Below are 25,149 nucleotides of genomic sequence, written 5' to 3' on the forward strand. Positions count from 1 at the left end.
AGTGACTCCACGTGAGTGGTGGAGGTCCGGGAGTGCCCGGGCCGTGCAGTACCCGGAGGGCGTCCGCGTCCGCCGGCAACCGGGAGGAGTCTCCGATTCGGTTTCCGAATCAGAGCTGGACAGCAGTGTGCCGTTTGGCTACACTGTCCCTTTGCGCTGCCTGTTAGCTGCTCCGTGACTCGTCGCCCGGAGTCGGCGTTGCCCTGAAGGGGTCTGGCATCGCCTCCGCAAAGCGGCTCTGACCTGGGTTTTCCCCCGGCGGAGGCCGACGGCGACGGAGGCGGATCCAAGCCCGTGAAGGCCCGGCTGGTATGCGCGTAGTGAGCTCCGAGCCCTCGGAAGGACCCCCCTCTTGGCCGCGCCGCGCAACGCCTCGAACAATTCCGCCGCATCCACCGCCCCGCTCCGCGTCTCCTTCGCGAAGATCAAGGAGCCCCTCGAGGTCCCTAACCTCCTGGCCCTGCAGACCGAGAGCTTTGACTGGCTGCTCGGCAACGCGGCCTGGAAGTCCCGGGTCGAGCGGGCGCTGGAGAACGGTCAGGACGTCCCCACCAAGTCCGGTCTGGAGGAGATCTTCGAGGAGATCTCGCCGATCGAGGACTTCAGCGGGTCGATGTCCCTGACCTTCCGCGACCACCGTTTCGAGCCGCCGAAGAACTCCATTGACGAGTGCAAGGACCGCGACTTCACGTACGCGGCTCCGCTCTTCGTCACGGCCGAGTTCACCAACAACGAGACCGGTGAGATCAAGTCTCAGACGGTCTTCATGGGCGACTTCCCGCTCATGACCCACAAGGGCACGTTCGTGATCAACGGCACCGAGCGTGTCGTCGTGTCGCAGCTGGTCCGCTCCCCGGGTGTGTACTTCGACTCCACCCTGGACAAGGTGTCCGACAAGGACATCTACTCCTGCAAGGTCATCCCCTCGCGTGGTGCCTGGCTGGAGATGGAGATCGACAAGCGCGACATGGTCGGCGTCCGCATCGACCGCAAGCGCAAGCAGTCCGTCACCGTGCTGCTCAAGGCGCTCGGCTGGACCAACGAGATGATTCTCGAGGAGTTCGGTGAGTACGAGTCGATGCGCGCCACCCTGGAGAAGGACCACACCCAGGGCCAGGACGACGCGCTGCTGGACATCTACCGCAAGCTGCGCCCCGGCGAGCCGCCGACGCGTGAGGCCGCGCAGACGCTGCTCGAGAACCTCTACTTCAACCCGAAGCGCTACGACCTCGCGAAGGTCGGCCGCTACAAGGTCAACCGCAAGCTGGGCAACGCCGAGTCGCTGGACTCCGGCGTGCTCACCGAGCCCGACATCATCGGTGCGATCAAGTACCTGGTGAAGCTGCACGCCGGTGAGACCGAGTGGAACGACGAGAGCGGCCGCGACATCGTGGTCGAGGTCGACGACATCGACCACTTCGGCAACCGCCGCCTGCGCAACGTCGGCGAGCTCATCCAGAACCAGGTCCGTACGGGTCTCGCCCGCATGGAGCGCGTCGTGCGCGAGCGCATGACCACCCAGGACGTCGAGGCGATCACGCCGCAGACCCTGATCAACATCCGGCCGGTCGTCGCCTCCATCAAGGAGTTCTTCGGCACCAGCCAGCTGTCGCAGTTCATGGACCAGACGAACCCGCTGTCGGGCCTGACCCACAAGCGCCGTCTGTCCGCCCTCGGCCCCGGCGGTCTCTCCCGTGAGCGCGCCGGCTTCGAGGTCCGTGACGTGCACCCCTCGCACTACGGCCGCATGTGTCCGATCGAGACCCCGGAAGGCCCGAACATCGGTCTGATCGGGTCGCTGGCCTCGTACGGCCGGGTCAACGCCTTCGGCTTCATCGAGACCCCGTACCGCAAGGTCGTCGACGGTGTGGTCACCGAGAAGGTGGACTACCTGACCGCCGACGAGGAGGACCGCTACGTCATCGCCCAGGCGAACGCGCCGCTGACCGCGGACCTGCACTTCGCCGAGCCGCGCGTCCTGGTCCGCCGCCGTGGTGGCGAGATCGACTACATCCCGGGCACCGAGATCGACTACATGGACGTCTCGCCGCGCCAGATGGTGTCGGTCGCGACCGCCATGATCCCGTTCCTCGAGCACGACGACGCCAACCGCGCGCTCATGGGCTCGAACATGATGCGCCAGGCGGTGCCGCTGCTGAAGAGCGAGGCTCCGCTGGTCGGTACCGGCATGGAGTACCGCTGCGCCGTCGACGCCGCGGACGTCATCACCGCCGAGAAGGCCGGTGTCGTCCAGGAGGTCTCGGCCGACTACGTCACCGTGGCCAACGACGACGGCACGTACACCACGTACCGCGCCGCCAAGTTCACCCGCTCGAACCAGGGCACCGCCTTCAACCAGAAGGTGCTCGTGGACGAGGGCGCCCGGGTCGAGGCCGGCCAGGTGCTGGCCGACGGCCCGTGCACCGACGAGGGCGAGATGGCGCTCGGCAAGAACCTCCTCGTGGCGTTCATGTCGTGGGAGGGCCACAACTACGAGGACGCGATCATCCTGTCGCAGCGCCTCGTGCAGGACGACGTCCTCTCCTCGATCCACATCGAGGAGCACGAGGTCGACGCCCGTGACACCAAGCTCGGCCCCGAGGAGATCACCCGGGACATCCCGAACGTCTCCGAGGAGGTCCTCGCCGACCTCGACGAGCGCGGCATCATCCGGATCGGCGCCGACGTCGTCACCGGTGACATCCTGGTCGGCAAGGTCACGCCCAAGGGTGAGACCGAGCTGACCCCGGAGGAGCGCCTGCTCCGCGCGATCTTCGGTGAGAAGGCGCGCGAGGTCCGCGACACCTCGCTGAAGGTGCCGCACGGTGAGTCCGGCAAGGTCATCGGCGTTCGCGTCTTCGACCGCGAGGAGGGCGACGAGCTTCCCCCGGGCGTGAACCAGCTGGTCCGCGTCTACGTGGCCCAGAAGCGCAAGATCACCAACGGTGACAAGCTCGCCGGCCGCCACGGCAACAAGGGTGTCATCTCCAAGATCCTCCCGGTCGAGGACATGCCGTTCCTGGAGGACGGCACCCCGGTCGACATCATCCTCAACCCGCTGGGTGTCCCGTCCCGAATGAACCCCGGGCAGGTCCTGGAGATTCACCTCGGGTGGCTCGCCAAGCAGGGCTGGGACGTCTCCGGCCTCGCCGACGAGTGGGCCCAGCGCCTGCAGGCGATCGGCGCCGACACCGTCCAGGGCGGCACCAACCTCGCCACCCCGGTCTTCGACGGCGCCCGCGAGGACGAGATCACCGGCCTGCTGGACAACACCACCCTCACCCGTGACGGTGAGCGCCTGGTGAACTCCACCGGCAAGGCCCGGCTGTTCGACGGCCGCTCCGGCGAGCCGTTCCCGATGCCGGTCTCGGTCGGCTACATGTACATCCTCAAGCTGCACCACCTGGTCGACGACAAGCTGCACGCCCGCTCGACCGGCCCGTACTCGATGATCACCCAGCAGCCGCTCGGTGGTAAGGCGCAGTTCGGTGGTCAGCGCTTCGGTGAGATGGAGGTGTGGGCCCTTGAGGCATACGGCGCCGCGTACGCGCTGCAGGAGCTGCTCACCATCAAGTCCGACGACGTTCTCGGCCGTGTGAAGGTCTACGAGGCCATCGTCAAGGGCGAGAACATCCCCGAGCCCGGCATTCCCGAGTCCTTCAAGGTCCTCATCAAGGAAATGCAGTCGCTCTGCCTCAACGTGGAGGTGCTGTCCTCGGACGGCCAGTCCATCGAGATGCGGGACTCCGACGAGGACGTGTTCCGCGCCGCCGAGGAGCTCGGCATCGACCTGTCCCGGCGCGAGCCGAGCAGCGTCGAAGAGGTCTGACGGAGGTAGGGCCGGCTGCCCACTGAGCAGCCGGCCCGCCCCCAGGCCCCCCTCAGACCACACGAACGACTCTCGACTTACGAAAGAGGGCTTGACGACCAGTGCTTGACGTCAACTTCTTCGACGAGCTCCGCATCGGCCTGGCCACCGCCGACGACATCCGCCAGTGGTCGCACGGCGAGGTCAAGAAGCCGGAGACCATCAACTACCGCACCCTGAAGCCGGAAAAGGACGGGCTCTTCTGCGAGAAGATCTTCGGCCCCACCCGGGACTGGGAGTGCTACTGCGGCAAGTACAAGCGCGTCCGCTTCAAGGGCATCATCTGTGAGCGCTGCGGCGTCGAGGTGACCCGCGCCAAGGTGCGCCGTGAGCGGATGGGTCACATCGAGCTGGCCGCCCCGGTCACCCACATCTGGTACTTCAAGGGTGTCCCGTCCCGCCTGGGCTACCTGCTGGACCTGGCGCCGAAGGACCTCGAGAAGGTCATCTACTTCGCCGCCTACATGATCACCTGGGTCGACGACGAGCGCCGCCAGCGCGACCTGCCGTCCCTGGAGGCGCACGTCTCGGTCGAGCGTCAGCAGATCGAGAACCGCCGCGACTCCGACCTCGAGGCCCGCGCCAAGAAGGCCGAGACCGACCTGGCCGAGCTGGAGGCCGAGGGCGCCAAGGCCGACGTGCGCCGCAAGGTGCGCGAGGGCGCCGAGCGCGAGATGAAGCAGCTGCGCGACCGCGCGCAGCGCGAGCTCGACCGTCTCGACGAGGTGTGGGCCCGCTTCAAGAACCTCAAGGTCCAGGACCTCGAGGGCGACGAGCTGCTCTACCGCGAGCTGCGCGACCGCTTCGGCACCTACTTCTCCGGCTCGATGGGCGCGGCGGCCCTCAAGGACCGCCTCGAGACCTTCGACCTGGCCGAGGAGTCCGAGCGCCTGCGCGAGATCATCCGCACCGGCAAGGGCCAGAAGAAGACCCGTGCGCTCAAGCGCCTCAAGGTCGTCTCCGCGTTCCTGCAGACCACCAACAAGCCCAACGGCATGGTGCTGGACTGCGTCCCGGTCATCCCGCCGGACCTGCGTCCGATGGTGCAGCTGGACGGTGGCCGCTTCGCGACCTCCGACCTGAACGACCTGTACCGCCGCGTCATCAACCGCAACAACCGCCTGAAGCGGCTTCTCGACCTCGGCGCGCCCGAGATCATCGTGAACAACGAGAAGCGCATGCTCCAGGAGGCCGTCGACGCGCTGTTCGACAACGGCCGCCGCGGCCGTCCGGTCACCGGCCCGGGCAACCGCCCGCTGAAGTCCCTCAGCGACATGCTGAAGGGCAAGCAGGGTCGTTTCCGCCAGAACCTGCTCGGCAAGCGAGTCGACTACTCGGCCCGTTCGGTCATCGTCGTCGGCCCGCAGCTCAAGCTGCACCAGTGCGGTCTGCCGAAGGCCATGGCGCTGGAGCTCTTCAAGCCGTTCGTGATGAAGCGCCTGGTCGACCTGAACCACGCGCAGAACATCAAGTCGGCCAAGCGCATGGTCGAGCGTGCCCGCCCGGTCGTGTGGGACGTGCTCGAAGAGGTCATCGCCGAGCACCCGGTCCTGCTGAACCGTGCACCCACCCTGCACCGCCTCGGCATCCAGGCCTTCGAGCCGCAGCTGGTCGAGGGCAAGGCCATCCAGATCCACCCGCTCGTCTGCACCGCGTTCAACGCGGACTTCGACGGTGACCAGATGGCCGTCCACCTGCCGCTCTCCGCGGAGGCGCAGGCCGAGGCCCGCATCCTGATGCTGTCCTCGAACAACATCCTGAAGCCGGCCGACGGTCGCCCCGTCACCATGCCGACCCAGGACATGGTGCTCGGTCTGTTCTTCCTCACCTCGGACCGCGAGAACGTGAAGGGCGCCGGCCGCTCCTTCTCGTCGACCGCCGAGGCGATCATGGCCTTCGACGCCCGCGAGCTGGGCGTCCAGGCCCCGATCGAGCTGCGCCTGCCCATCGGCACCGTCCCGCCCCGCAGCTGGACCCCGCCGGTGGACGAGGAGGGCCGCCCGACCTGGTTCGAGGGCGAGTCCTTCCGCCTGAACACCACCCTGGGCCGTGCGCTCTTCAACGAGCTGCTGCCCGAGGACTACCCGTTCGTCGACTACGAGGTGGGCAAGAAGCAGCTCTCCGCGATCGTCAACGACCTGGCGGAGCGCTACCCCAAGGTCGTCGTCGCGGCGACCCTGGACAACCTGAAGGCGGCCGGTTTCCACTGGTCGACCCGTTCCGGTGTCACCGTCTCGATCTCCGACGTCGTCGTCCCGCCGACCAAGGGCCAGATCCTTGAGGGCTACGAGGCGCAGGCCGAGAAGATCCAGAAGCAGTACGAGCGCGGTCTGATCACCAACGACGAGCGCAAGCAGGAGCTCATCGGCATCTGGACCCGGGCGACCAACGAGGTCGCCGAGGCCATGAACGAGAACTTCCCGAAGACGAACCCCATCTTCATGATGGTCGACTCCGGTGCTCGTGGAAACATGATGCAGATGCGTCAGATCGCCGGTATGCGTGGTCTGGTGTCCAACGCGAAGAACGAGACGATCGCCCGCCCCATCAAGGCGTCGTTCCGTGAGGGCCTCTCGGTGCTGGAGTACTTCATCTCCACCCACGGTGCCCGTAAGGGTCTCGCGGACACCGCCCTCCGTACCGCCGACTCCGGTTACCTCACCCGTCGTCTGGTCGACGTCTCCCAGGACGTCATCATTCGCGAGGAGGACTGCGGCACCGAGCGCGGCCTGAAGCTGGCGATCGGTTCCGTCGGTGCCGACGGCGTGCTGCGCAAGGCCGACGACGTCGAGACCAGCGTCTACGCCCGCATGCTCGCCGAGGACATCACGGTGGACGGCAAGCTCCTTGCCACCGCCAACACCGACCTCGGTGACGTGCTGATCGACGAGCTGATCCGCCACGGCATCAGCGAGGTCAAGACCCGCTCGATCCTGACCTGTGAGTCGGCCGTCGGCACCTGTGCCATGTGCTATGGGCGCTCGCTGGCCACCGGCAAGCTGGTCGACATCGGTGAGGCGGTCGGCATCATCGCCGCCCAGTCCATCGGTGAGCCCGGTACCCAGCTGACCATGCGTACCTTCCACACCGGTGGTGTGGCCGGTGACGACATCACCCAGGGTCTGCCGCGTGTCGTCGAGCTCTTCGAGGCCCGTACCCCCAAGGGTGTGGCCCCGATCTCGGAGGCGCAGGGCCGGGTCCGCATCGAGGACACCGAGAAGACCCGCAAGCTGGTCATCACGCCGGACGACGGCACCGACGAGATCGCCTACCCGGTCTCGAAGCGTGTGAAGCTGCTCGTCAGCGAGGGCGAGGCGGTCGAGGTCGGCCAGAAGCTGACCATGGGTGCCACCAACCCGCACGACGTCCTGCGCATCATGGGCCAGCGTGCCGTCCAGGTCCACCTGGTCGCCGAGGTCCAGAAGGTCTACAACTCGCAGGGTGTGTCGATCCACGACAAGCACATCGAGATCATCATCCGGCAGATGCTCCGCCGCGTGACGATCATCGAGTCGGGCGACGCCGAGCTGCTCCCGGGCGAGCTCGTCGAGCGCGGCCGCTTCGAGCAGGAGAACCGTCGCGTGGTCTCCGAGGGCGGTCACCCCGCCTCCGGCCGTCCGCAGCTGATGGGTATCACCAAGGCCTCGCTGGCCACCGAGTCCTGGCTGTCGGCCGCCTCCTTCCAGGAGACGACCCGGGTCCTCACCGACGCGGCGATCCACGCCAAGTCGGACCCGCTGCTGGGCCTCAAGGAGAACGTCATCCTCGGTAAGCTCATCCCGGCCGGTACGGGTCTGCCCCGCTACCGCAACATCCGGGTCGAGCCGACCGAGGAGGCCAAGGCCGCCATGTACTCGGCCGTCGGCTACGACGACTACGACCTGTCGCCCTTCGGCGCCGGCTCCGGCCAGGCGGTCCCGCTGGACGACTACGACTACGGCCCGTACACCGGCTGAGTCCACGGTCACTGAACGCCGCAGGGCGGTCACCCCATTCGGGTGGCCGCCCTGCGGCGTTCCCGCGGCCGGATCCGTCGCGCGGGGGAGGCGGTGAAACCGCTCCTGCGGGCGAGGCGCCGGCGGGGCGGCCCGGGGGAGCCTCGGAGCATCGGAAGACGGATGCGGGAGGAGTCGGGGATGAAGCGGGTGCTGGGTGCGGTGGCGATCACGGGGGCGGTGCTGGCCGGGATGTCCGGGTGCTTCGTCGGGGACGACGACGAGCGGCGGGACGTCAGCTACGCGGTGGCCGAGCCGGTCCGGGTGCTGGTCGTCCAGGGCCGCGTCGGCGGGGTGGTCGTGCGCGGTGGCGGCGGCAGCGGGGTGCGGGTCACCGAGCACCAGAACTACCGGGGGGAGGCGCCCCGGAGCAGCCACGAGCTGAAGGACGGGACGCTCACGCTGACCTACGACTGCGAGGACTGCGGGCTCGGCTACGAGGTGGACGTGCCGGCCGGGACGGCGGTGCGGGTGACGGCGGAGACCGGCGGCGTGCGGCTGAGCGGGCTGGCCGGTGAGGTGGAGGCCACGGTCTCCACCGGCGGGGTGGAGGCGAGCGGGCTGACCTCCCCGACGGCGCTGCTGCGGTCCGGCACCGGCGGGATCGAGGCGTCCTTCGCCGCCGCGCCGGCGAAGGTCGAGGCGCGGACCGGGACGGGTGGCGTCCGGCTGCGGATGCCGGCCGGAGACGCCTACGCGGTGGACGCGAGCGCCGGGACGGGCCAGGTGGACGTGGCGGTGCCCCGGCAGCCGGGGGCGCCGCGCGGCATCCTCGCCCGGGCCGAGACGGGCGGCGTGACGGTCGGGCATGACTGAGACCCGCGTGCCGGGAGCCCTGCCGGTGGGGCATGATCTTCTCCGCGGGGGCGGTGTCCCCGGGCTCGGGGGAGGGGTCGCGGTGGGACGAGTGGCACAGTGGTGGGCCCGGCTGGCCGGGGGGAACCCGTATCTGCTGGACGTCCCGCTGGCGTTGTTCTCGTTCGCGGTCTCGCTCTGGTCGGTCTGGAACGACGACACGCACTGGCCCTGGTGGGTCTACGCGATGACGGCCGGCACCGCCCTGCCGCTGCCGTGGCGGCGCCGGGCGCCGCTGGCGGTGGCCGCGCTCAGCGGTCTGGCGTCGATCCCGGTGTCGGTGGTGGCCCACTCGGTGATGCCGCAGATCCCGGTGTACGCGGTGGTCACCATCTACACGGTGGCGGACCGGGCCCGGGACTGGCAGCGCGGGCTGCTGCTGGGGATCCTGGTGGTCTCCAACATCCTGGGCACGCACTCGGTCAACGGCGCGTTCTTCAGCCTGCTGCTGACCATCGGCACCTTCGTCTTCGGCTCGCTGGTGCGCGAGCTGCGCCGGCTGGCCCGGGTGGAGGCGGACCGGGCGCTGGAGGCCGGGCGGCGGGCGGCCAGCGACGCGGCCCGTGCGGTGGCCGAGGAGCGGGCCCGGATCGCCCGGGAGATGCACGACATCCTGGCGCACGCCGTCTCGTTGATGGTCATTCAGGCCGAGGCGGGTCCGCTGGTGGTGCGCGACAACCCGGACCGGGCGATCCGCGCCTTCGACGACATCGCCGGTGCGGGCCGCGACGCGATGGTCCAACTACGGCGGGTGCTAGGGGTGTTGAAGGAGGACGGTGCGGCGCCCGAGCTGGCGCCGCAGCCTCGGCTGTACGAACTCCCGGCGCTGGCGGAGCGGGTGAGCGGCACCGGCCCGGCGGTCGAGCTGGAGGTGGACCCCTCGGCCGGGCCGTTGCCGGCCGAGGTGGAGGCGGCGGCCTACCGGATCGTGCAGGAGGCGCTGACCAACGCCGTGAAACACGCCGAGGCCTCGCGGGTGTCGGTACGGGTGGTCCGCGCGGGGGAGGAGCTGTCGGTCACGGTGGCCGACGACGGGCACGGGCTGCGGCTGTCGTCGGAGCACGTGGCGAGCGGCTGGTCCGGCGGGCGCGGCCTGGTCGGCATCCGGGAGCGGGCGGCGGCCTGCGGCGGCCGGGCCGAGGCCGGGCCGGGCCCGGGCGGCAGGGGTTTCCTGGTGAGCGCCCGGCTGCCCCTGGGCGCAGCGGGCCTGGCGGAGAGGGTGGGCTGATGCAGCCGATACGGGTGGTCGTCGCGGACGACCAGGAGCTGGTGCGGGCCGGGTTCGGGATGATCCTGGACGCGCAGCCGGACATCGAGGTGGTCGGCGAGGCCTGCGACGGGGCGGAGGCGATCGAGGCGGTACGGGTGCACGAGCCCGACGTGCTGCTGCTGGACGTCCGGATGCCGGTGATGGACGGGTTGGAGGCGGCCCGGCGGGTCTGCGCGGAGTTCCCGGCCACCAAGGTGATCATGCTGACCACCTTCGACATCGACGACTACGTCTTCGACGCGCTGTACGCCGGGGCCAGCGGCTTCCTGCTGAAGGACGTCCGCCGGGACGACCTGGCGCACGGCGTGCGGATGGTGGCCTCCGGCGAGGCGCTGCTGGCGCCGTCGGTGACGCGCCGGCTGATCGGCGAGTTCGCCGCCCGCCGGCCGGGCGGGCCGGGCGCCGCGGCCCAGGGGGTGCAGGGCGTCCGGGCGCCGTCCCGGCTGCTGGAGCAGCTGACCGTACGGGAGCAGGAGACGTTGCGGCTGCTGGCCCGCGGGCTCTCCAACGCGGAGATCGCGGCCGAGCTGGTGGTGAGCGAGCACACGGTGAAGACGCACGTCAGCAATGTGCTGGCCAAGCTCGGGCTGCGGGACCGGGTGCATGCGGTGGTGTTCGCGTACGAGGCCGGGGCGGTCGTCGCCGGACAGGGCTGAGCGCGGCGCGGGGCTGAGCGCGGCGCAGGGGTGAGCGCGGCGCGGGGGTGAGGACGACTCACCCGTGCGGGGGAGGCGGCCACTTCGCCGGTACGGGCGATCCGCGACGAGGGCCGTGGCGGACAGCATCGGTGGTGTCGGAACGGACCCACGGATTCGGAGCGCACCATGGACACCTCGAAGCTCGCCCGCCTCACCCCGCTCGCCGTCGCCGGCGCCCCCGCCCTGATGGGCCTGTACGGCGGCATCCGGCTGCTGGAGGGCTCCCGCGACCCGGGCCCCGGCTGGCTGGTCGGCCACGGCCTGATGTTCGTCGGACTGCTGCTGTTCGGCGTGGTGCTGGCGGCGCTGCGCCGGGGGCTGCGGCCGCGCGGGGCAGTGGGCCGGCTCGCCGCGAACGCGGCGGCGGGGACGGCCTTCGCGGGCCTGGCGGCCTCGCTGGGGCAGATCGGCATCGACCTGTACGTCGGGGCGGTGGCCGTCGACAAGGCGGACCAGCACCGGCTGTTCGACGCCGTCCAGAGCCGGCCGGGGGTGCTGCCGGCCTTCTACTCGGTCGGTCCGATGCTGTTCTACGTCGGCCTGCTGGCGCTGCTGGTGGCCGCCGCGGCGGGCCGGACGCGCACGCTGCGCTGGTGGAGCCCGGTGCTGGTGCTGGTCGGCACCGCGATGACGGCGGCCGACCTGGCGCTGATCCCGGTGGCCGCGGTGCTCTACCTGGTGGCCCTGGCTCCGCTGGCGGGCTTCACCGGGCTGCGCCGCCCGCTGGCCGCCCGGGCCTGAGCGGGCCTGAGCGGGCCTGAGCGGGCCTGAGCGGCGCTGGGAGGTCCGGGCGGTGACGGGGCGTCGGCGGAATTCGCTGGCGCCCCCCGACGGCCGGACCGTACCGTCCGGGGCATGAACGCGAAGCGTCCGCTGATCGCCGTGCTCACCGGAGCGGGCATCTCCACCGACTCCGGCATCCCCGACTACCGCGGCCCGAACGGGCTCTGGCAGCGCGACCCGAGCGCCCAGGACCTGGTCACCATCGGCCCGTACCTGGCCGACCCGGACGTCCGCCGCCGGGCCTGGCTGCTGCGCCGGGACGCCGGCGCCTTGGCCGCCGAGCCGAACGCCGGCCACCGGGCCCTGGTCGAGCTGGAACGCAGCGGGCTGCCGATGCGGGTGCTCACCCAGAACGTCGACGGCCTGCAGCAGCGGGCCGGACTGACGCCCCGCAAGGTGCTCGAACTGCACGGCACCGCACGGGAGGTGCAGTGCGTGGACTGCCGGACGCCCGGCACCATGGCCGAGGCGCTGGAGCGGGTGGCGGCCGGCGAGCCGGACCCGGCCTGCCGGGACTGCGGCGGCATCCTCAGGCCCCGCACGGTGATGTTCGGCGAGGCGCTGGACCGGACGGTGCTCCAGCAGGCCGACACCATCGCCAGGTCGTGCGACCTCTTCGTCGCGGTCGGCACCAGCCTCCAGGTCTTCCCGGTGGCGGGGCTGCCGTTGGAGGCGGTGCGGAGCGGCGCCCGGCTGGTCATCGTGAACGGCGAGCCGACCCCCTTGGACGAGGCGGCGGCCGAGGTGGTCCGCGAGCCCATCTCCACGGCGCTCCCGGCGCTGGTCCGCCGCCTGGTGGAGCAGTACGGGTAGCCCGCCGGGGCCTGGAGGGCCGGTGAGAACCGGACCCCCGAAGGCCCTGGACCGGACAGGCCGCGTGCGTACGATGATCATCCCGGCTCTCCCCCTCACGGCCAGGAGTGATCGATCGATGACGACGACGGCGAAGTTCGACCCCTGGTCGGCGGCGTTCGTGGCCCACCCGTACGACGCGTACGCCGAGCTGCGCGAGCACGCGCCGGTGACGTACTTCGAACCGACCGGCCAGTGGCTGGTGTCCCGGTACGAGGACGTCAGCGCGCTGCTGCGGGACCGGCGGCTCGGGCGCACGTACACCCACCGCTTCACCCACGAGGAGTTCGGCCGGCCCGCGCCCGACCCGGCGCACGAGCCGTTCCACACGCTCAACGACCACGGGCTGCTCGACCTGGAGGGCCCGGACCACACCCGGATCCGCCGGCTGGTCTCCAAGGCGTTCACCCCGCGGATGGTCGAGGGCCTGCGGCCGACCGTGCAGCGGCTCGCCGGAGAACTGGTAGACGGGCTGCTCGCGGCCGGCGGCGGCGACCTGATCGCCGCCGTCGCCGAGCCGCTGCCGGTCGCGGTGATCGCCGAGATGCTCGGCGTCCCGGAGGCGGACCGGCACCTGCTGCGGCCCTGGTCCGCCGACATCACCGGCATGTTCGAGCTCAACCCCACCGAGGAGGCCGCCCGCCGGGCCGTCACCGCGAGCACCGAGTTCTCCGACTACCTGCGGGCGCTGATCCGCGAGCGCCGGGCCGCCCCCGGCGACGACCTGATCAGCGCGCTGATCCAGGCCCAGGAGGGCTCGGACGCGCTCAGCGAGCAGGAGATGGTCTCCACCTGCGTGCTGCTGCTCAACGCCGGCCACGAGGCGACCGTCAACACCACCGGCAACGGCTGGTGGGCGCTGTTCCGCAACCCCGGCGAGCTGGCCCGGCTCCGCGCCGACGTGGACGGGCTGCTGCCGACCGCCGTCGAGGAGCTGATGCGCTGGGACACCCCGCTGCAGATGTTCGAGCGCTGGGTGCTGGAGGACATCGAGGTGCGCGGCGCCACCGTCCCGCGCGGCGCCGAGATCGCCCTGCTCTTCGGCTCCGCCAACCGTGACCCGGCCCGTTTCGCCGACCCCGACCGGCTCGACCTCGGCCGCACCGACAACCCGCACATCACCTTCGGCGCGGGCATCCACTTCTGCCTCGGCGCCCCGCTCGCCAGGCTGGAGCTGAGCGAGTCGTACGGCGCGCTGCTGCGCCGGGCGCCGGGCCTGCGGCTGGTCCGCGAGCCCGAGTGGCGCCCGGGCTACGTCATCCGCGGGCTGCAGGAGCTGCTGGTCGAGGTCTGAGCCGGCCGGGGGCGCGCCCGGCCGGGCGGAGCGGGCGGAGGCGAACGGGGCCGCCGGCCCGGATCGGGCCGGGGAACCGGTCGGGCGGCGGCCACGTCGAATCGCCATGACGAGCCGCACCCACGGAACCCGGTTCCCCGCCCGCCGCCCGGCGGTCCTGCTCCTCACCGCCGCGCTCGCCGCGCCGCTGCTCGCCGGGTGCGGCAGCGGCGCCGCCGGCGCGCCGATCGTCGTCCGGGCCTCCGCACCCGCCTCCCTGCCGCCCGCCGACCCGGCCCAGCTCGCCGCGACCGCGGCCGCCGCCAACGCCTTCGGCCTCGACCTGCTGCACACCCTGACCGCGACGCCCGACCGGGCCGGCCGGAACCTGGTGCTCTCCCCGTCCGGCCTGGCGACCGTGCTCGCCATGGTGCTGCCCGGCGCCCGCGGCACCACCGCCGACGAACTCGCCAGGGCCCTGCACACCGACCTCACCCCGCAGCAGTACGCCGTCGCCATGGGCGCCCTCGGCCGCGGCGTCCCGCCCGCCGACGGGCTGACCCTCCGGCAGGCCGACGACCTCTGGGTCCAGCAGGGCTTCCCGCTCGGCCAGGACTACCTGGCCACGCTGGCCGCCGCCTTCGACACCGGCGTGCACCCGGTCGACTTCCTGAAGCACCCGGACGACGCCCGCAAGACCGTCAACGCGGCGGTCGAGAAGGCGACCGAGGGCCGGATCAAGGACCTCTTCGGCCCGGACGGGCTCAACCGGGACACCCGGCTGGCCCTCACCGACGCGCTCTACCTCAAGGCGAAGTGGGCCTCCCCGTTCAAGGCCGCGAACACCGCGGACCGGCCGTTCCACCGCCTCGACGGCTCCACCCCGGCGGTCAGCACGATGAGCCAGACCGCGACCCTGCGCTACGCCGAGGGCTCCGGCGGCATCCTCGGCGAGCCGTGGCAGGCCGTGGAGCTGCCCTACGCCGGCGGCCGGCTCGCGATGGACGTGGTGGTGCCCGCGCAGGGCGGGTTCGAGGCCTTCCGCAAGGGCCTGGACCAGACGCAGCTGGCCCTGATCCTGGACTCGCTCGCCGAGCGCCAGGTCGACCTGGCGCTGCCGCGCTTCCATTTCGACACCGCCGACGAACTCACCCCCGCCCTGCGCGCGCTCGGCGTGCAGGCAGCCTTCGGCCCGGCCGACCTCGGCGGCATCCCCGGCCCCGGCACCGACGAACGGCTGGTGATCGGCACGGTCGTGCAGAAGGCGACCGTCCAGGTGGACGAGGAGGGTACGGTGGCCGCCGCCGGCAGCGGCGCCGGCCTGGAGGCGACGGCCGCGCAGGCCCCCAAGCAGCCCGCCGTGCTGCACGTCGACCGGCCGTTCCTCTTCGTGGTCCGGGACACCGCCAACGGGCGGCCGCTCTTCCTCGGGCAGGTCACCGACCCCCAGGCGCACTGAGCCCGGGCGCCTCGGCACGGCGCGCCAGGGGCCGGCCGGGGCAGCCCGGGGCCGCTACCAGGCCGGGTAGCGGTCGCCGAGCGCCGGGTGGGCCGGCTCCCGGCTGCCGAACAGCACCAGCAGGTCGTCCGCGACCCGCAGCAGCGTCTCGTTGCCCTCCACCGCGTCGGTCCAGGCCGCCGGCAGCGCCGCCGCGCCGTACGCGGCGCCGACCAGGTTGCCGCAGACCGCACCGGTGGAGTCGCTGTCCCCGGAGTGGTTCACCGACAGCAGCAGCGCGCTCCTGGCCGGGTCCGGTCCCGAGGCGGTGGCCAGCAGGCAGTACACCGCGATGGCCAGGCACTCCTCGGCGATCCAGCCGAGCCCGACCCGCTCCACCGCCTCCGCCGACGGCTCGGCCTCCTCGGCCACCCGGACGGCCCTCGCCAGCGCCTGGACGGTCTCCTTGGAGGCCGGCCAGTCCCGCGTCTGTTCGACGGTCAGCCCGACCGCCGTCCACGGCTCCACCCCGTCCGCCAGCCGCTCCACCAGCGACGCGAACGCGCCCGCCGCCAGGTAGCCGGTCGGGTGCCCGTGGGTCAGCTGCGCGCACTGCGCCGCCAGCCCGAAGGACTGCTCGGCGCCCAGCCGGGCCAGCCCGAACGGCGCCGAACGCATCACCGTGCCACACCCCTTGGAGTGCGCGTTGATCGGCCCGGGCTGCCCGAACGGGGCCGGCGCCTCGAACTCCGGGTGGTAGGACACCCCGGTCAGGCAGGCGTTGCCCGGCGCCCGCCGCGCGTACAGGAACGGCTGCCGCAGCAGCCAGCCGTCGTACGGGCGGGGGAGCGGGTGGCGGTCCGGTGCGCCCTGGTTCTGCGTCAGCAGCCAGCGCCGGTAGGCGCCGTGCACGGCTTCCGGCACCGAGCCGCCGCCGCCCGACCACCCGCGGACGAAGCCGCGGATCAGGCCCTCGGCGGTGAACAGCGTCATCTGGGTGTCGTCGGTGACCTCGGCGATCCGGCCGCCGGACGGCAGCCCGGCCACGCCGGCCCGGCCGTACTGCTCCCGGATCTGGTACAGCTGCTGGAACTCCACCGGCCAGCCCAGGGCGTCGCCGACCGCGCCGCCGAGCAGCGCACCGCGCACCCGGTCCGGGTATTTGGGCTCGGTCACCGTCGCTCCCCCTCGTTCGTCCCGGAGTCCGTTCTATCAGGCGGGCCGCGGCCGCCGGGCCGTCCCGGCCGGGACGGCCCGGCGGCCGCGGGACAGGCCCTACCGGCGGATCTCCCCGGCCCGGCCGTGCAGGGCGGCCCGGTCGGCCGCCGCACGGCCCGCCACCCAGCCCTCGCCGTCGCTCACCCGGACGCGCTGCGAGACCAGCTTCGGGAACATCCGCCCCACCTCCTGGTCCACCGCCTCGGTGCGGGCCGCCAGCGCCGGCAGCAGCCGCTCGTCCGGCACCAGGTGCTCCTCGGTGCCGTCCTCGCGCAGGTGCCGACCGGCCGCCGCGTCCTCGGTGGCCCGCTCGGTCGCGGCGGTCAGCCGCTCGCGGATCCGCGCCGCGTACGCCACCAGGAAGGACTGCCGGAACGCCTTGGTGCGTGAGGCGCCGTCCAGGTGCTGGCGGGAGCCCGCCTTCTGCATCGCGTGCGTCATCTGCACCAGCAGCGAGGTGTAGAGCAGCTCGACGCCGTCCAGGTCGCCGTCGAAGCCGACGACCGTGCAGAAGCCGAACTCCTTCGCCCAGACCACCCGGCACCGGTTGGCCGCCGCCACCGCGTCCAGCAGCATCGTCTTCGGGCCCTCGTACGGGTTGTCCACGCCGATCCGCAGCGCCCCCGGGGCGTTCCGGTCGGTGCCGCCGGCCGCCAGCAGCGCCTCGTCGATGCTGTGCTGCGCCATCAGCTGCTGGGCCTTGGCGGTCAGCGCCTCGGCCTCCTCCGGGTACTCGGTGGACTCGGCCTTCGCCAGCAACGCCCGGATCCGGGAGAGCATCCGCGGCTCGCCCGGCACCGGCCCCTGCGCGCGCTGCTCCACCCGGGGCGAGCCCCCGGCCCGTCCGCCGGCCCCCGGTGCCGGGCCGACCGGCGCGATCGGGGGCAGCCGGCCCCACGTCCGCAGCAGCTCCAGCGCCGCCGTCGCCAGCGCGAAGCGGTCCAGCCGGTGCCGGTGGGCGAAGGCGGCCAGGTATTCCTCGTCGCCCTGCCACCAGACCTCGGCCTCCAGCTCGCGCAGCTGCTCCTGCCAGCGCCGGTCCAGTGCGGCCGCCGGGTGGCGACGGCTCTCCGCCGCGATCAGGTCCACGGCCAGCGCCAGGTGCACCGGCTTCAGCTCCCGCCGGACCACCCGGGCCAGGTCGGCCGGCCGCCAGCCCGCCGACCAGCAGCGCCCGACCGCGGTGTCCGCGTACCCGAGCAGCGCCCGGCTCACCGCCGGCCACTGGGCCGGGGCCGCGGCCAGCAGCGACGCGCCGGTGTCCAGGGCGAGGTCCAGCCCGTCCTCGGGCGCGGTCAGCACCGCCCGGACCGCCTGGTCCAGCAGCGGCGCCGCGCCCCCGTCCGCCCCGGCCTGCCCCTGCTGCCTGCGCCTGCCCACGGTGTTCCTGCCCTCGTCGCTCGTCCCGCCCTGCGGTCAGGACAGCCTCCCGCCCATGATGCCGGAGCGCCCGGCCCGGCGGCCGGGAGCGGGCGCCCCGCACAGGCAGCCGGGGCCCGACGCCCGACCACGGGCGCCCGACCACCGCCGTCCGAATCACCGCCGTCCGAATCACCGCCGCCCGACCACAGGTAACCCGACCCCCGGCTCGGCCTCGGTGAAGGTCTCGGGGAGGATTGCGCAGGCGGTGGGCCACGCGGCGGTGCCGCGAGGCCGGACAGGACGCCGGACGGCGGGCCGGAGCCCGTCCGGACGGGTGGGCCGCGGGACCGGCTCGGAGTCCGCTGCGCAAAGTGGCAACTACTCAGGGCCCGGGTTCGTCCTGCACTATGAAGGGCAGTGAGCGCGCGGAGCGCGCCGGGGCGTCGGAGGTGTCGGATGGCCGTTCAGCCGTGGGGCGAGCAGGGCTCCGGGTACGGGGCGCCTCCGCCGCACGTGCCGGTCAAGCCGTATGCCCAGCCGTGGCCGCCCGCGCAGCCCGCGCAGGCGCCCCAGATGCCGCAGGCGGCCATGCGGGCCGCGCACACGGACCGGGACCGCACGGTGGACGTGCTGAAGGCCGCGTACGCCGAGGGGCGGCTCTCCGCCGACGAGTACGGTCAGCGCTTCGAGGCCGCGAGCTCGGCGCAGACCTACGGCGAGCTCGCCCGGCTGGTCGCCGACCTGCCGTCCGGCCCGATGGTCACGCCGATGACGATGGCGGGCGCGCCGGTGCCGCAGACCTTCCTGCCGCCCCCGCCGCCGCCGGCGCGGCCGACCAACGGCGCCGCGATCGCCTCGCTGGTGCTCAGCCTGGTCGGGCTGGGGCTGCCGGCGGTGATCGCCGGCCACATCGCCAAGGGCCAGATCCGCGAGCGCAACGAGGACGGCGACGCGATGGCCACCGTCGGGCTGGTCCTCGGCTACCTGGAGTGCGTGATGTGGAGCCTCTTCATGCTGGTGGTGCTCTCGGTCGGCTGAGCCCCGCCGGCGCGCCTCCGGTGGCGGGCGCCGCCGAGGTGTGATAGAGCGGCATGAGGAGCGGCCCGACACCGGGCGGCCGCGCGCGGGACACCCGCGCGACACCCGGCCGACGGCCGCGACCTGCGGCGTTCCATTTGTTTTGACCGCGCCCGATGCGCTAGGTACGCTCTGACCTTGTGCCTGGGGTGTCCCCGGGTCCTTGTGCGTGCATGCACACCGGTCGCCGCGCCAAGCCGGAGCGCCTTTTCGGCGCGCCGCGCGTGAGCGCCGTCGCTGTACAGCAGCCCATGGGATTCCGTGCCGGAATAAACCCAACACACCCGACCGCGTGGGTCGACCACGGGGCCGTGTGCGACGGGAACACCGCAGGTTAGTTCCACCAAGCCTTGGCACACAGAAAACGGAGAAACGGTGCCTACGATCCAGCAGCTGGTCCGAAAGGGCCGGCAGGACAAGGTCGAGAAGAACAAGACTCCCGCGCTGAAGGGCTCCCCGCAGCGCCGTGGGGTCTGCACGCGTGTGTACACGACCACCCCGAAGAAGCCGAACTCGGCTCTCCGTAAGGTCGCCCGTGTGCGCCTCACCAGCGGGATCGAGGTCACCGCTTACATCCCGGGCGAGGGCCACAACCTGCAGGAGCACTCCATCGTGCTGGTGCGCGGTGGTCGTGTGAAGGACCTTCCTGGTGTCCGCTACAAGATCATCCGCGGTTCGCTCGACACCCAGGGTGTCAAGAACCGCAAGCAGGCCCGCAGCCGCTACGGCGCCAAGAAGGAGAAGTAAGAATGCCTCGTAAGGGCCCCGCCCCGAAGCGCCCGGTCATCATCGACCCGGTTTACGGCTCCCCGGTCGTCACCCAGCTGGTCAACAAGATCCTGCTGCACGGCAAGCGCTCCACCGCCGAGCGGATCGTCTACGGCGCCCTTGAGGGCGTTCGTGAGAAGACCGGCTCCGACCCCGTCGTGACGCTGAAGCGCGCGCTGGAGAACGTCAAGCCGGCCCTCGAGGTCAAGTCCCGCCGTGTCGGTGGCGCGACCTACCAGGTTCCGGTCGAGGTCCGCCCGGGCCGCGCCAGCACCCTGGCGCTGCGCTGGATGGTCGGTTACTCCCGCGCCCGTCGCGAGAAGACCATGACCGAGCGCCTCATGAACGAGATCCTCGACGCCAGCAACGGCCTGGGCGCTTCCGTGAAGCGTCGCGAGGACACCCACAAGATGGCCGAGTCCAACAAGGCCTTCGCGCACTACCGCTGGTAGTCCGTACCCCGTCACTAGACAGAGAGAGAACGAGCCACCATGGCTGCAACCTCCCTTGACCTGGCCAGGGTCCGCAACATTGGGATCATGGCCCACATCGACGCGGGCAAGACCACCACCACCGAGCGGATCCTGTTCTACACCGGTGTCTCGTACAAGATCGGTGAGGTCCACGATGGCGCTGCCACCATGGACTGGATGGAGCAGGAGCAGGAGCGCGGCATCACGATCACGTCGGCCGCGACGACCTGTCACTGGACGGTCGACGACGTCGACAACACCATCAACATCATCGACACCCCGGGCCACGTCGACTTCACCGTCGAGGTGGAGCGTTCGCTGCGCGTGCTCGACGGTGCCGTGACGGTGTTCGACGGTGTTGCGGGTGTCGAGCCCCAGTCCGAGACCGTGTGGCGGCAGGCTGACCGCTACGGCGTCCCGCGCATCTGCTTCATCAACAAGCTGGACCGCACGGGCGCGAACTTCTTCTTCTGCGTCAAGACCATCGTGGACCGCCTCGGCGCGACCCCGCTGGTCATGCAGCTGCCGATCGGTGCCGAGTCGGACTTCCAGGGCGTTGTCGACCTGGTCCGCATGAAGGCCCTGGTCTGGTCCGCCGAGGCCGCCAAGGGCGAGATGTACGACATCGTCGACATCCCGGCCGACCTGCAGGAGCAGGCCGAGGAGTACCGCGAGCAGCTGATCGACACCGTGTCCAACGTCAGCGACGAGATCATGGAGCTCGCCCTGGAGGGCGAGGAGATCCCGGTCGAGCTGCTGCAGGACGCGATCCGCAAGGGCACGCTGAACTCGGACTTCACCCCGATCTTCTGCGGTACCGCGTTCAAGAACAAGGGCGTTCAGCCCCTGCTCGACGCGGTCGTCAAGTACCTGCCGTCCCCGCTGGACATCGAGTCCATCGAGGGCACCAAGCCGGGCGACGACACCGTCAAGATCTCCCGCAAGGCCTCGGACGACGAGCCGCTCTCCGCGCTCGCGTTCAAGATCATGTCGGACCCGCACCTCGGCAAGCTCACCTTCGTCCGGGTTTACTCGGGCCGCCTGGAGTCCGGCACCTCGGTGCTGAACGCCGTCAAGGGCAAGAAGGAGCGCATCGGCAAGATCTACCGCATGCACGCGAACAAGCGTGAGGAGATCGACTCGGTGGGCGCCGGCGACATCATCGCCGTCATGGGCCTGAAGCAGACCACCACCGGTGAGACGCTGTCCGACGAGAAGAACCCGGTCATCCTGGAGTCCATGGACTTCCCGGCCCCGGTCATCCGCGTCGCGATCGAGCCCAAGTCCAAGGGTGACCAGGAGAAGCTGGGTGTCGCCATCCAGCGTCTCGCCGAGGAGGACCCGTCCTTCCAGGTCAACACGGACGAGGAGACCGGCCAGACCATCATCGCGGGTATGGGCGAGCTGCACCTCGAGGTGCTCGTCGACCGTATGCGCCGTGAGTTCAAGGTCGAGGCCAACGTCGGCAAGCCGCAGGTCGCGTACCGCGAGACGATCCGCCAGGCCGTCGAGCGCATCGACTACACCCACAAGAAGCAGACCGGTGGTTCCGGTCAGTTCGCCAAGGTGCAGATCGCGATCGAGCCGCTCGAGCAGGCCGAGGGCTACGAGTTCGTCAACCTGGTCACCGGTGGTCGCGTGCCGCGGGAGTACATCCCGTCGGTCGACGCCGGCTGCCAGGAGGCCATGGAGTTCGGTATCCTCGCCGGCTACCCGCTCCAGGGCGTTCGCGTGAAGCTGCTCGACGGTGCGGCGCACGACGTCGACTCCTCCGAGCTCGCGTTCAAGATCGCCGGTTCGATGGCCTTCAAGGAAGGCGCCAAGAAGGCCAAGCCGGTCCTTCTTGAGCCGATGATGGCCGTCGAGGTCACCACGCCCGAGGACTACATGGGCGACGTGATCGGCGACATCAACTCTCGCCGTGGCCAGATCCGGTCCATGGACGAGCGTCACGGTGCCCGCGTCGTCACGGCGCTGGTGCCCCTCTCCGAGATGTTCGGCTACGTCGGTGACCTGCGCAGCAAGACCTCCGGTCGCGCGAGCTACTCGATGCAGTTCGACTCGTACGCCGAGGTTCCGCGGAACGTGGCGGACGACATCATCGCCAAGGCCAAGGGCGAGTAAGGACCGGCGCCAGCCGGCCCCTTATCCGAGGCCGCAGTACGTCCCGACATTCGGGACGATTGCGAACCCTTAGGCTATTAGGAGGCAACCCGGGAGGATCCAGCCGGATTCTCCCGGGGGCCTCCGGCCCCCACCCGCGGGACGGCATGGGGTGCTCCGGCACCCCGTACCCAAACCCGATCAAAGACCAACTGACGTCAGCACGGCGTACAGAACTGTCCTCAGGAGGACTGCAGTGGCGAAGGCGAAGTTCGAGCGGACGAAGCCCCACGTCAACATCGGCACCATCGGTCACATCGACCACGGTAAGACGACCCTTACCGCGGCCATCACCAAGGTGCTGCACGACGCGTACCCGGAGATCAACCCCTTCACGCCGTTCGACCAGATCGACAAGGCGCCGGAGGAGCGGCAGCGCGGTATCACCATCTCGATCGCGCACGTCGAGTACCAGACCGAGGCGCGTCACTACGCCCACGTTGACTGCCCGGGTCACGCGGACTACATCAAGAACATGATCACCGGTGCGGCCCAGATGGACGGTGCGATCCTCGTCGTCGCCGCCACCGACGGCCCGATGCCGCAGACCAAGGAGCACGTCCTCCTGGCCCGCCAGGTCGGCGTCCCCTACATCGTCGTCGCCCTGAACAAGGCCGACATGGTGGACGACGAGGAGATCCTGGAGCTCGTCGAGCTCGAGGTCCGTGAGCTCCTCTCCGAGTACGAGTTCCCGGGCGACGACCTGCCGGTCGTCCGCGTCTCCGCGCTGAAGGCGCTGGAGGGCGACAAGGAGTGGGGCGAGAAGCTCCTCGGCCTCATGCACGCGGTCGACGAGAGCATCCCGACCCCGGCCCGCGCCGTGGACCAGCCGTTCCTGATGCCGATCGAGGACGTCTTCACGATCACCGGTCGTGGCACCGTCGTCACCGGTCGTATCGAGCGTGGCATCCTGAAGGTCAACGAGACTGTCGACATCATCGGCATCAAGGAGACCAAGACCACCACCACGGTCACCGGCATCGAGATGTTCCGCAAGCTGCTCGACGAGGGCCAGGCCGGTGAGAACGTCGGTCTGCTGCTCCGTGGCATCAAGCGCGAGGACGTCGAGCGCGGCCAGGTCATCATCAAGCCGGGCTCGGTCACCCCGCACACCGAGTTCGAGGCCCAGTCCTACATCCTGTCGAAGGACGAGGGTGGCCGCCACACCCCGTTCTTCAACAACTACCGCCCGCAGTTCTACTTCCGTACCACGGACGTGACCGGCGTCGTGACCCTCCCCGAGGGCACCGAGATGGTCATGCCGGGCGACAACACCGCCATGACCGTCGTGCTGATCCAGCCGATCGCCATGGAGGAGGGCCTGAAGTTCGCCATCCGTGAGGGTGGCCGCACCGTCGGCGCCGGCCAGGTCACCAAGATCCTCAAGTAATTTGACGGTCTAGACCTGCCTGCTCCACAGGCATCCGAAGGGCCCCGCACACCCCGGTGTGCGGGGCCCTTCGGCCTTCTCACCAGCGCCTCATCAGCCTTCACGGACCGCTCAGAGGCGGCTGCTATCTTTGCCGAAACCAAGCCCAAGCAGTGGAAAGCGGGACCAGCTCATGCCCACGGCTCCCCAGTTGTCGATCGTGATGCCGATCTACAACGAGCAGGAAGCGCTGCCGCTGACGGTCGAGCGACTGCGACCGATCCTGGACGGGCTCGACGTCACCTATGAGGTCGTCGGCGTCGACGACGGCAGCACCGACGCGACCCCGGTGCTGATGCAGAAGATCCGGCAAGACTGGCCCGAGTTCCGCATCGTGCGCTTCGCCCGGAACTCGGGGCACCAGGCGGCGCTGGCCGCCGGCATCCACCGGGCCTTCGGCGACTACGTGGTCTCCATCGACGCCGACCTGCAGGACCCGCCCGAGAAGATCCCCGAGATGCTCTCGCTCGCCCGCGAGCAGAGCCTCGACATCGTCTACGGCGTGCGCGGGGACCGCGGCACCGACACCTTCTTCAAGCGCCACACGGCCGGCGCGTACTACTGGCTGATGCGCAAGCTGGTCGGCAAGCGGATGCCCAACCAGGCCGGCGACTTCCGGCTGCTCAGCCGCGCCGCGGTCGACGCGCTGAAGGCGCTGCCCGAGCAGCAGCCGGTCTACCGGATGCTCGTGCCGTGGCTGGGCTTCCCGAGCGGTGAGGTCGTCTACGTGCGCGAGGAGCGGGTGGCCGGCAGCACCCACTACCCGCTGTCCAAGATGGTCCGGCTCGCCCTCGACAGCATCACCAGCTTCTCCGCCAGCCCGCTGCGGCTGGCCACCTGGCTGGGCCTGCTGAGCTTCCTGGTCTGCATCGGCCTGGCGGTCTACACCACCGTCGAGTACGCGCTCGGGTCGACGGTGCCGGGCTGGTCGTCGCTGTTCATAGGGATGCTCTTCATCGGCGCGGTCCAGCTGGTCTGCGTCGGCCTGCTCGGGGAGTACGTCGGCCGGATCTACTCGGCCGTCCAGGCCCGGCCGGCCTACTTCGTCGGTTACGACTCCGCCGACGACGAGTCGGAGGGGCGGGCCTGATGGCGTCCGCCGGCGGCCCGACGCCGCCCCACTCGCCGACCGCGCCCGCGCCCGCCGCGTCGCCGGCGAGCGGGTCGACCCGGCGTCAGCTCCCGTCGTTCCTGGTCATCGGCGTCCTCAGCACGCTCTTCTACCTGCTGCTGTTCGTCGTCGCGCGCTGGTTCACCGGCCCGCAGGCCGCCAACCTGATCGCACTCGCCGTCAGCGCGGTCGCCAACACGGCCGCCAACCGGCGTTTCACCTTCGGGGTCACCGGGTCGGAGGGGATGATTCGTCATCAGCTCCAGGGCGCGGTGGCCTTCGTGATCGGTCTCGGCCTCAGCGCCGGGGCGCTCGCCCTGCTCGACCTCGCCGTCCCGGACGCGTCCCGGGTGGTGGAGGTCGCCGGCCTGGTGGCCGCGAACGGGCTCGCCACGGTGGCGCGGTTCCTGTTGTTGAAGGTCTGGGTCTTCCGGAGCAAGCCGTCCGGGTTGTCCGACAGTTGACGGCGCGCCCCGCGATCGTTCGGGGACGCAGGCTGTCTATATGATTGCCCTT

General features: G+C 70.9%; 18 protein-coding genes. 16 read left to right on the forward strand and 2 right to left on the reverse strand.

Features of this window, described 5'->3' with window-relative positions:
- The first annotated feature begins 352 nt into the window (after positions 1-352).
- From rpoB to ACIPSC_RS24080, 9 genes are all read left to right on the forward strand, one after another.
- Positions 353-3,829 carry a DNA-directed RNA polymerase subunit beta gene (gene rpoB, locus ACIPSC_RS24040; protein ID WP_400828148.1) on the forward strand — a complete coding sequence of 1,159 codons (3,477 nt, stop codon included), beginning with the start codon at positions 353-355 and terminating at the stop codon, positions 3,827-3,829.
- 101 nt (positions 3,830-3,930) lie between these two features.
- A complete protein-coding gene (locus ACIPSC_RS24045; protein ID WP_400828149.1) occupies positions 3,931-7,824 on the forward strand; it encodes a DNA-directed RNA polymerase subunit beta' in 3,894 nt (1,297 codons plus the stop codon).
- 180 nt (positions 7,825-8,004) lie between these two features.
- A complete protein-coding gene (locus tag ACIPSC_RS24050) occupies positions 8,005-8,679 on the forward strand; it encodes a hypothetical protein (RefSeq protein WP_400828150.1) in 675 nt (224 codons plus the stop codon).
- An 82-nt stretch (positions 8,680-8,761) separates the two neighbouring features.
- The gene (locus tag ACIPSC_RS24055) at positions 8,762-9,946 is read left to right on the forward strand and encodes a sensor histidine kinase (RefSeq protein WP_400828151.1); all 1,185 of its coding nucleotides are present in this window, start codon (positions 8,762-8,764) and stop codon (positions 9,944-9,946) included.
- Positions 9,946-10,644 (forward strand): response regulator, encoded by a 699-nt coding sequence (locus ACIPSC_RS24060; protein ID WP_400828152.1) that lies wholly within the window; start codon positions 9,946-9,948, stop codon positions 10,642-10,644. Before ACIPSC_RS24055 ends, ACIPSC_RS24060 begins: the two co-directional genes overlap by 1 nt.
- 168 nt (positions 10,645-10,812) lie before the next feature.
- Positions 10,813-11,427 (forward strand): hypothetical protein, encoded by a 615-nt coding sequence (locus ACIPSC_RS24065; RefSeq protein WP_400828153.1) that lies wholly within the window; start codon positions 10,813-10,815, stop codon positions 11,425-11,427.
- 114 nt (positions 11,428-11,541) lie between these two features.
- Positions 11,542-12,282: an SIR2 family NAD-dependent protein deacylase gene (locus ACIPSC_RS24070; protein ID WP_400828154.1), complete on the forward strand. Its 741-nt coding sequence runs from the start codon at positions 11,542-11,544 to the stop codon at positions 12,280-12,282.
- A 118-nt stretch (positions 12,283-12,400) separates the two neighbouring features.
- Entirely contained in the window at positions 12,401-13,615 is a 1,215-nt protein-coding gene (locus ACIPSC_RS24075) for a cytochrome P450 (protein WP_400828155.1), read from the forward strand.
- A gap of 106 nt (positions 13,616-13,721) precedes the next feature.
- The gene (locus ACIPSC_RS24080; RefSeq protein ID WP_400828156.1) at positions 13,722-15,053 is read left to right on the forward strand and encodes a serpin family protein; all 1,332 of its coding nucleotides are present in this window, start codon (positions 13,722-13,724) and stop codon (positions 15,051-15,053) included.
- A 54-nt stretch (positions 15,054-15,107) separates the two neighbouring features.
- Here ACIPSC_RS24080 and ACIPSC_RS24085 read toward each other — a convergent pair whose 3' ends face one another.
- Together ACIPSC_RS24085 and ACIPSC_RS24090 are read right to left on the reverse strand one after the other, a co-directional pair.
- Positions 15,108-16,208 (reverse strand): ADP-ribosylglycohydrolase family protein, encoded by a 1,101-nt coding sequence (locus ACIPSC_RS24085; RefSeq protein ID WP_400828157.1) that lies wholly within the window; start codon positions 16,206-16,208, stop codon positions 15,108-15,110.
- 99 nt (positions 16,209-16,307) lie between these two features.
- Entirely contained in the window at positions 16,308-17,630 is a 1,323-nt protein-coding gene (locus tag ACIPSC_RS24090; protein WP_400828158.1) for a DUF2786 domain-containing protein, read from the reverse strand.
- Positions 17,631-18,068: 438 nt separating this feature from the next.
- Here ACIPSC_RS24090 and ACIPSC_RS24095 point away from each other — a divergent pair, with 438 nt between their 5' ends.
- From ACIPSC_RS24095 to ACIPSC_RS24125, 7 genes are all read left to right on the forward strand, one after another.
- Positions 18,069-18,650 (forward strand): DUF1707 and DUF4190 domain-containing protein, encoded by a 582-nt coding sequence (locus ACIPSC_RS24095; RefSeq protein ID WP_400828159.1) that lies wholly within the window; start codon positions 18,069-18,071, stop codon positions 18,648-18,650.
- A gap of 414 nt (positions 18,651-19,064) precedes the next feature.
- Entirely contained in the window at positions 19,065-19,436 is a 372-nt protein-coding gene (gene rpsL, locus ACIPSC_RS24100; protein ID WP_014144289.1) for a 30S ribosomal protein S12, read from the forward strand.
- Positions 19,437-19,438: 2 nt separating this feature from the next.
- On the forward strand, positions 19,439-19,909 hold the full coding sequence (gene rpsG / locus ACIPSC_RS24105) for a 30S ribosomal protein S7 (RefSeq protein WP_030055803.1): 471 nt from the start codon (positions 19,439-19,441) through the stop codon (positions 19,907-19,909).
- Between the two features lie 39 nt (positions 19,910-19,948).
- Positions 19,949-22,054 (forward strand): elongation factor G, encoded by a 2,106-nt coding sequence (fusA, locus tag ACIPSC_RS24110; protein ID WP_400828160.1) that lies wholly within the window; start codon positions 19,949-19,951, stop codon positions 22,052-22,054.
- Positions 22,055-22,289: 235 nt separating this feature from the next.
- Positions 22,290-23,483 (forward strand): elongation factor Tu, encoded by a 1,194-nt coding sequence (tuf, locus tag ACIPSC_RS24115; protein WP_313764195.1) that lies wholly within the window; start codon positions 22,290-22,292, stop codon positions 23,481-23,483.
- A gap of 172 nt (positions 23,484-23,655) precedes the next feature.
- Positions 23,656-24,612 (forward strand): glycosyltransferase family 2 protein, encoded by a 957-nt coding sequence (locus tag ACIPSC_RS24120; RefSeq protein ID WP_400828161.1) that lies wholly within the window; start codon positions 23,656-23,658, stop codon positions 24,610-24,612.
- A complete protein-coding gene (locus ACIPSC_RS24125; protein ID WP_400828162.1) occupies positions 24,612-25,097 on the forward strand; it encodes a GtrA family protein in 486 nt (161 codons plus the stop codon). The genes ACIPSC_RS24120 and ACIPSC_RS24125 overlap by 1 nt, the downstream gene beginning before the upstream one ends.
- The last annotated feature ends 52 nt before the right edge of the window (positions 25,098-25,149 follow it).

It is taken from the genome of Kitasatospora sp. NPDC090091 (assembly GCF_044747365.1).
Classification (GTDB): Bacteria; Actinomycetota; Actinomycetes; order Streptomycetales; family Streptomycetaceae; genus Kitasatospora.

What these genes read in the sequence shown, in the direction of transcription:
- rpsG (WP_030055803.1), top strand. Translation starts at nt 19,439, where the DNA reads ATGCCTCGTAAGGGCCCCGCCCCGAAGCGCCCGGTCATCATCGACCCG.
- ACIPSC_RS24080 (WP_400828156.1), top strand. Translation starts at nt 13,722, where the DNA reads ATGACGAGCCGCACCCACGGAACCCGGTTCCCCGCCCGCCGCCCGGCG.
- ACIPSC_RS24060 (WP_400828152.1), top strand. Translation starts at nt 9,946, where the DNA reads ATGCAGCCGATACGGGTGGTCGTCGCGGACGACCAGGAGCTGGTGCGG.
- ACIPSC_RS24070 (WP_400828154.1), top strand. Translation starts at nt 11,542, where the DNA reads ATGAACGCGAAGCGTCCGCTGATCGCCGTGCTCACCGGAGCGGGCATC.
- ACIPSC_RS24095 (WP_400828159.1), top strand. Translation starts at nt 18,069, where the DNA reads ATGGCCGTTCAGCCGTGGGGCGAGCAGGGCTCCGGGTACGGGGCGCCT.
- ACIPSC_RS24125 (WP_400828162.1), top strand. Translation starts at nt 24,612, where the DNA reads ATGGCGTCCGCCGGCGGCCCGACGCCGCCCCACTCGCCGACCGCGCCC.
- ACIPSC_RS24120 (WP_400828161.1), top strand. Translation starts at nt 23,656, where the DNA reads ATGCCCACGGCTCCCCAGTTGTCGATCGTGATGCCGATCTACAACGAG.
- ACIPSC_RS24065 (WP_400828153.1), top strand. Translation starts at nt 10,813, where the DNA reads ATGGACACCTCGAAGCTCGCCCGCCTCACCCCGCTCGCCGTCGCCGGC.
- ACIPSC_RS24075 (WP_400828155.1), top strand. Translation starts at nt 12,401, where the DNA reads ATGACGACGACGGCGAAGTTCGACCCCTGGTCGGCGGCGTTCGTGGCC.
- fusA (WP_400828160.1), top strand. Translation starts at nt 19,949, where the DNA reads ATGGCTGCAACCTCCCTTGACCTGGCCAGGGTCCGCAACATTGGGATC.
- ACIPSC_RS24050 (WP_400828150.1), top strand. Translation starts at nt 8,005, where the DNA reads ATGAAGCGGGTGCTGGGTGCGGTGGCGATCACGGGGGCGGTGCTGGCC.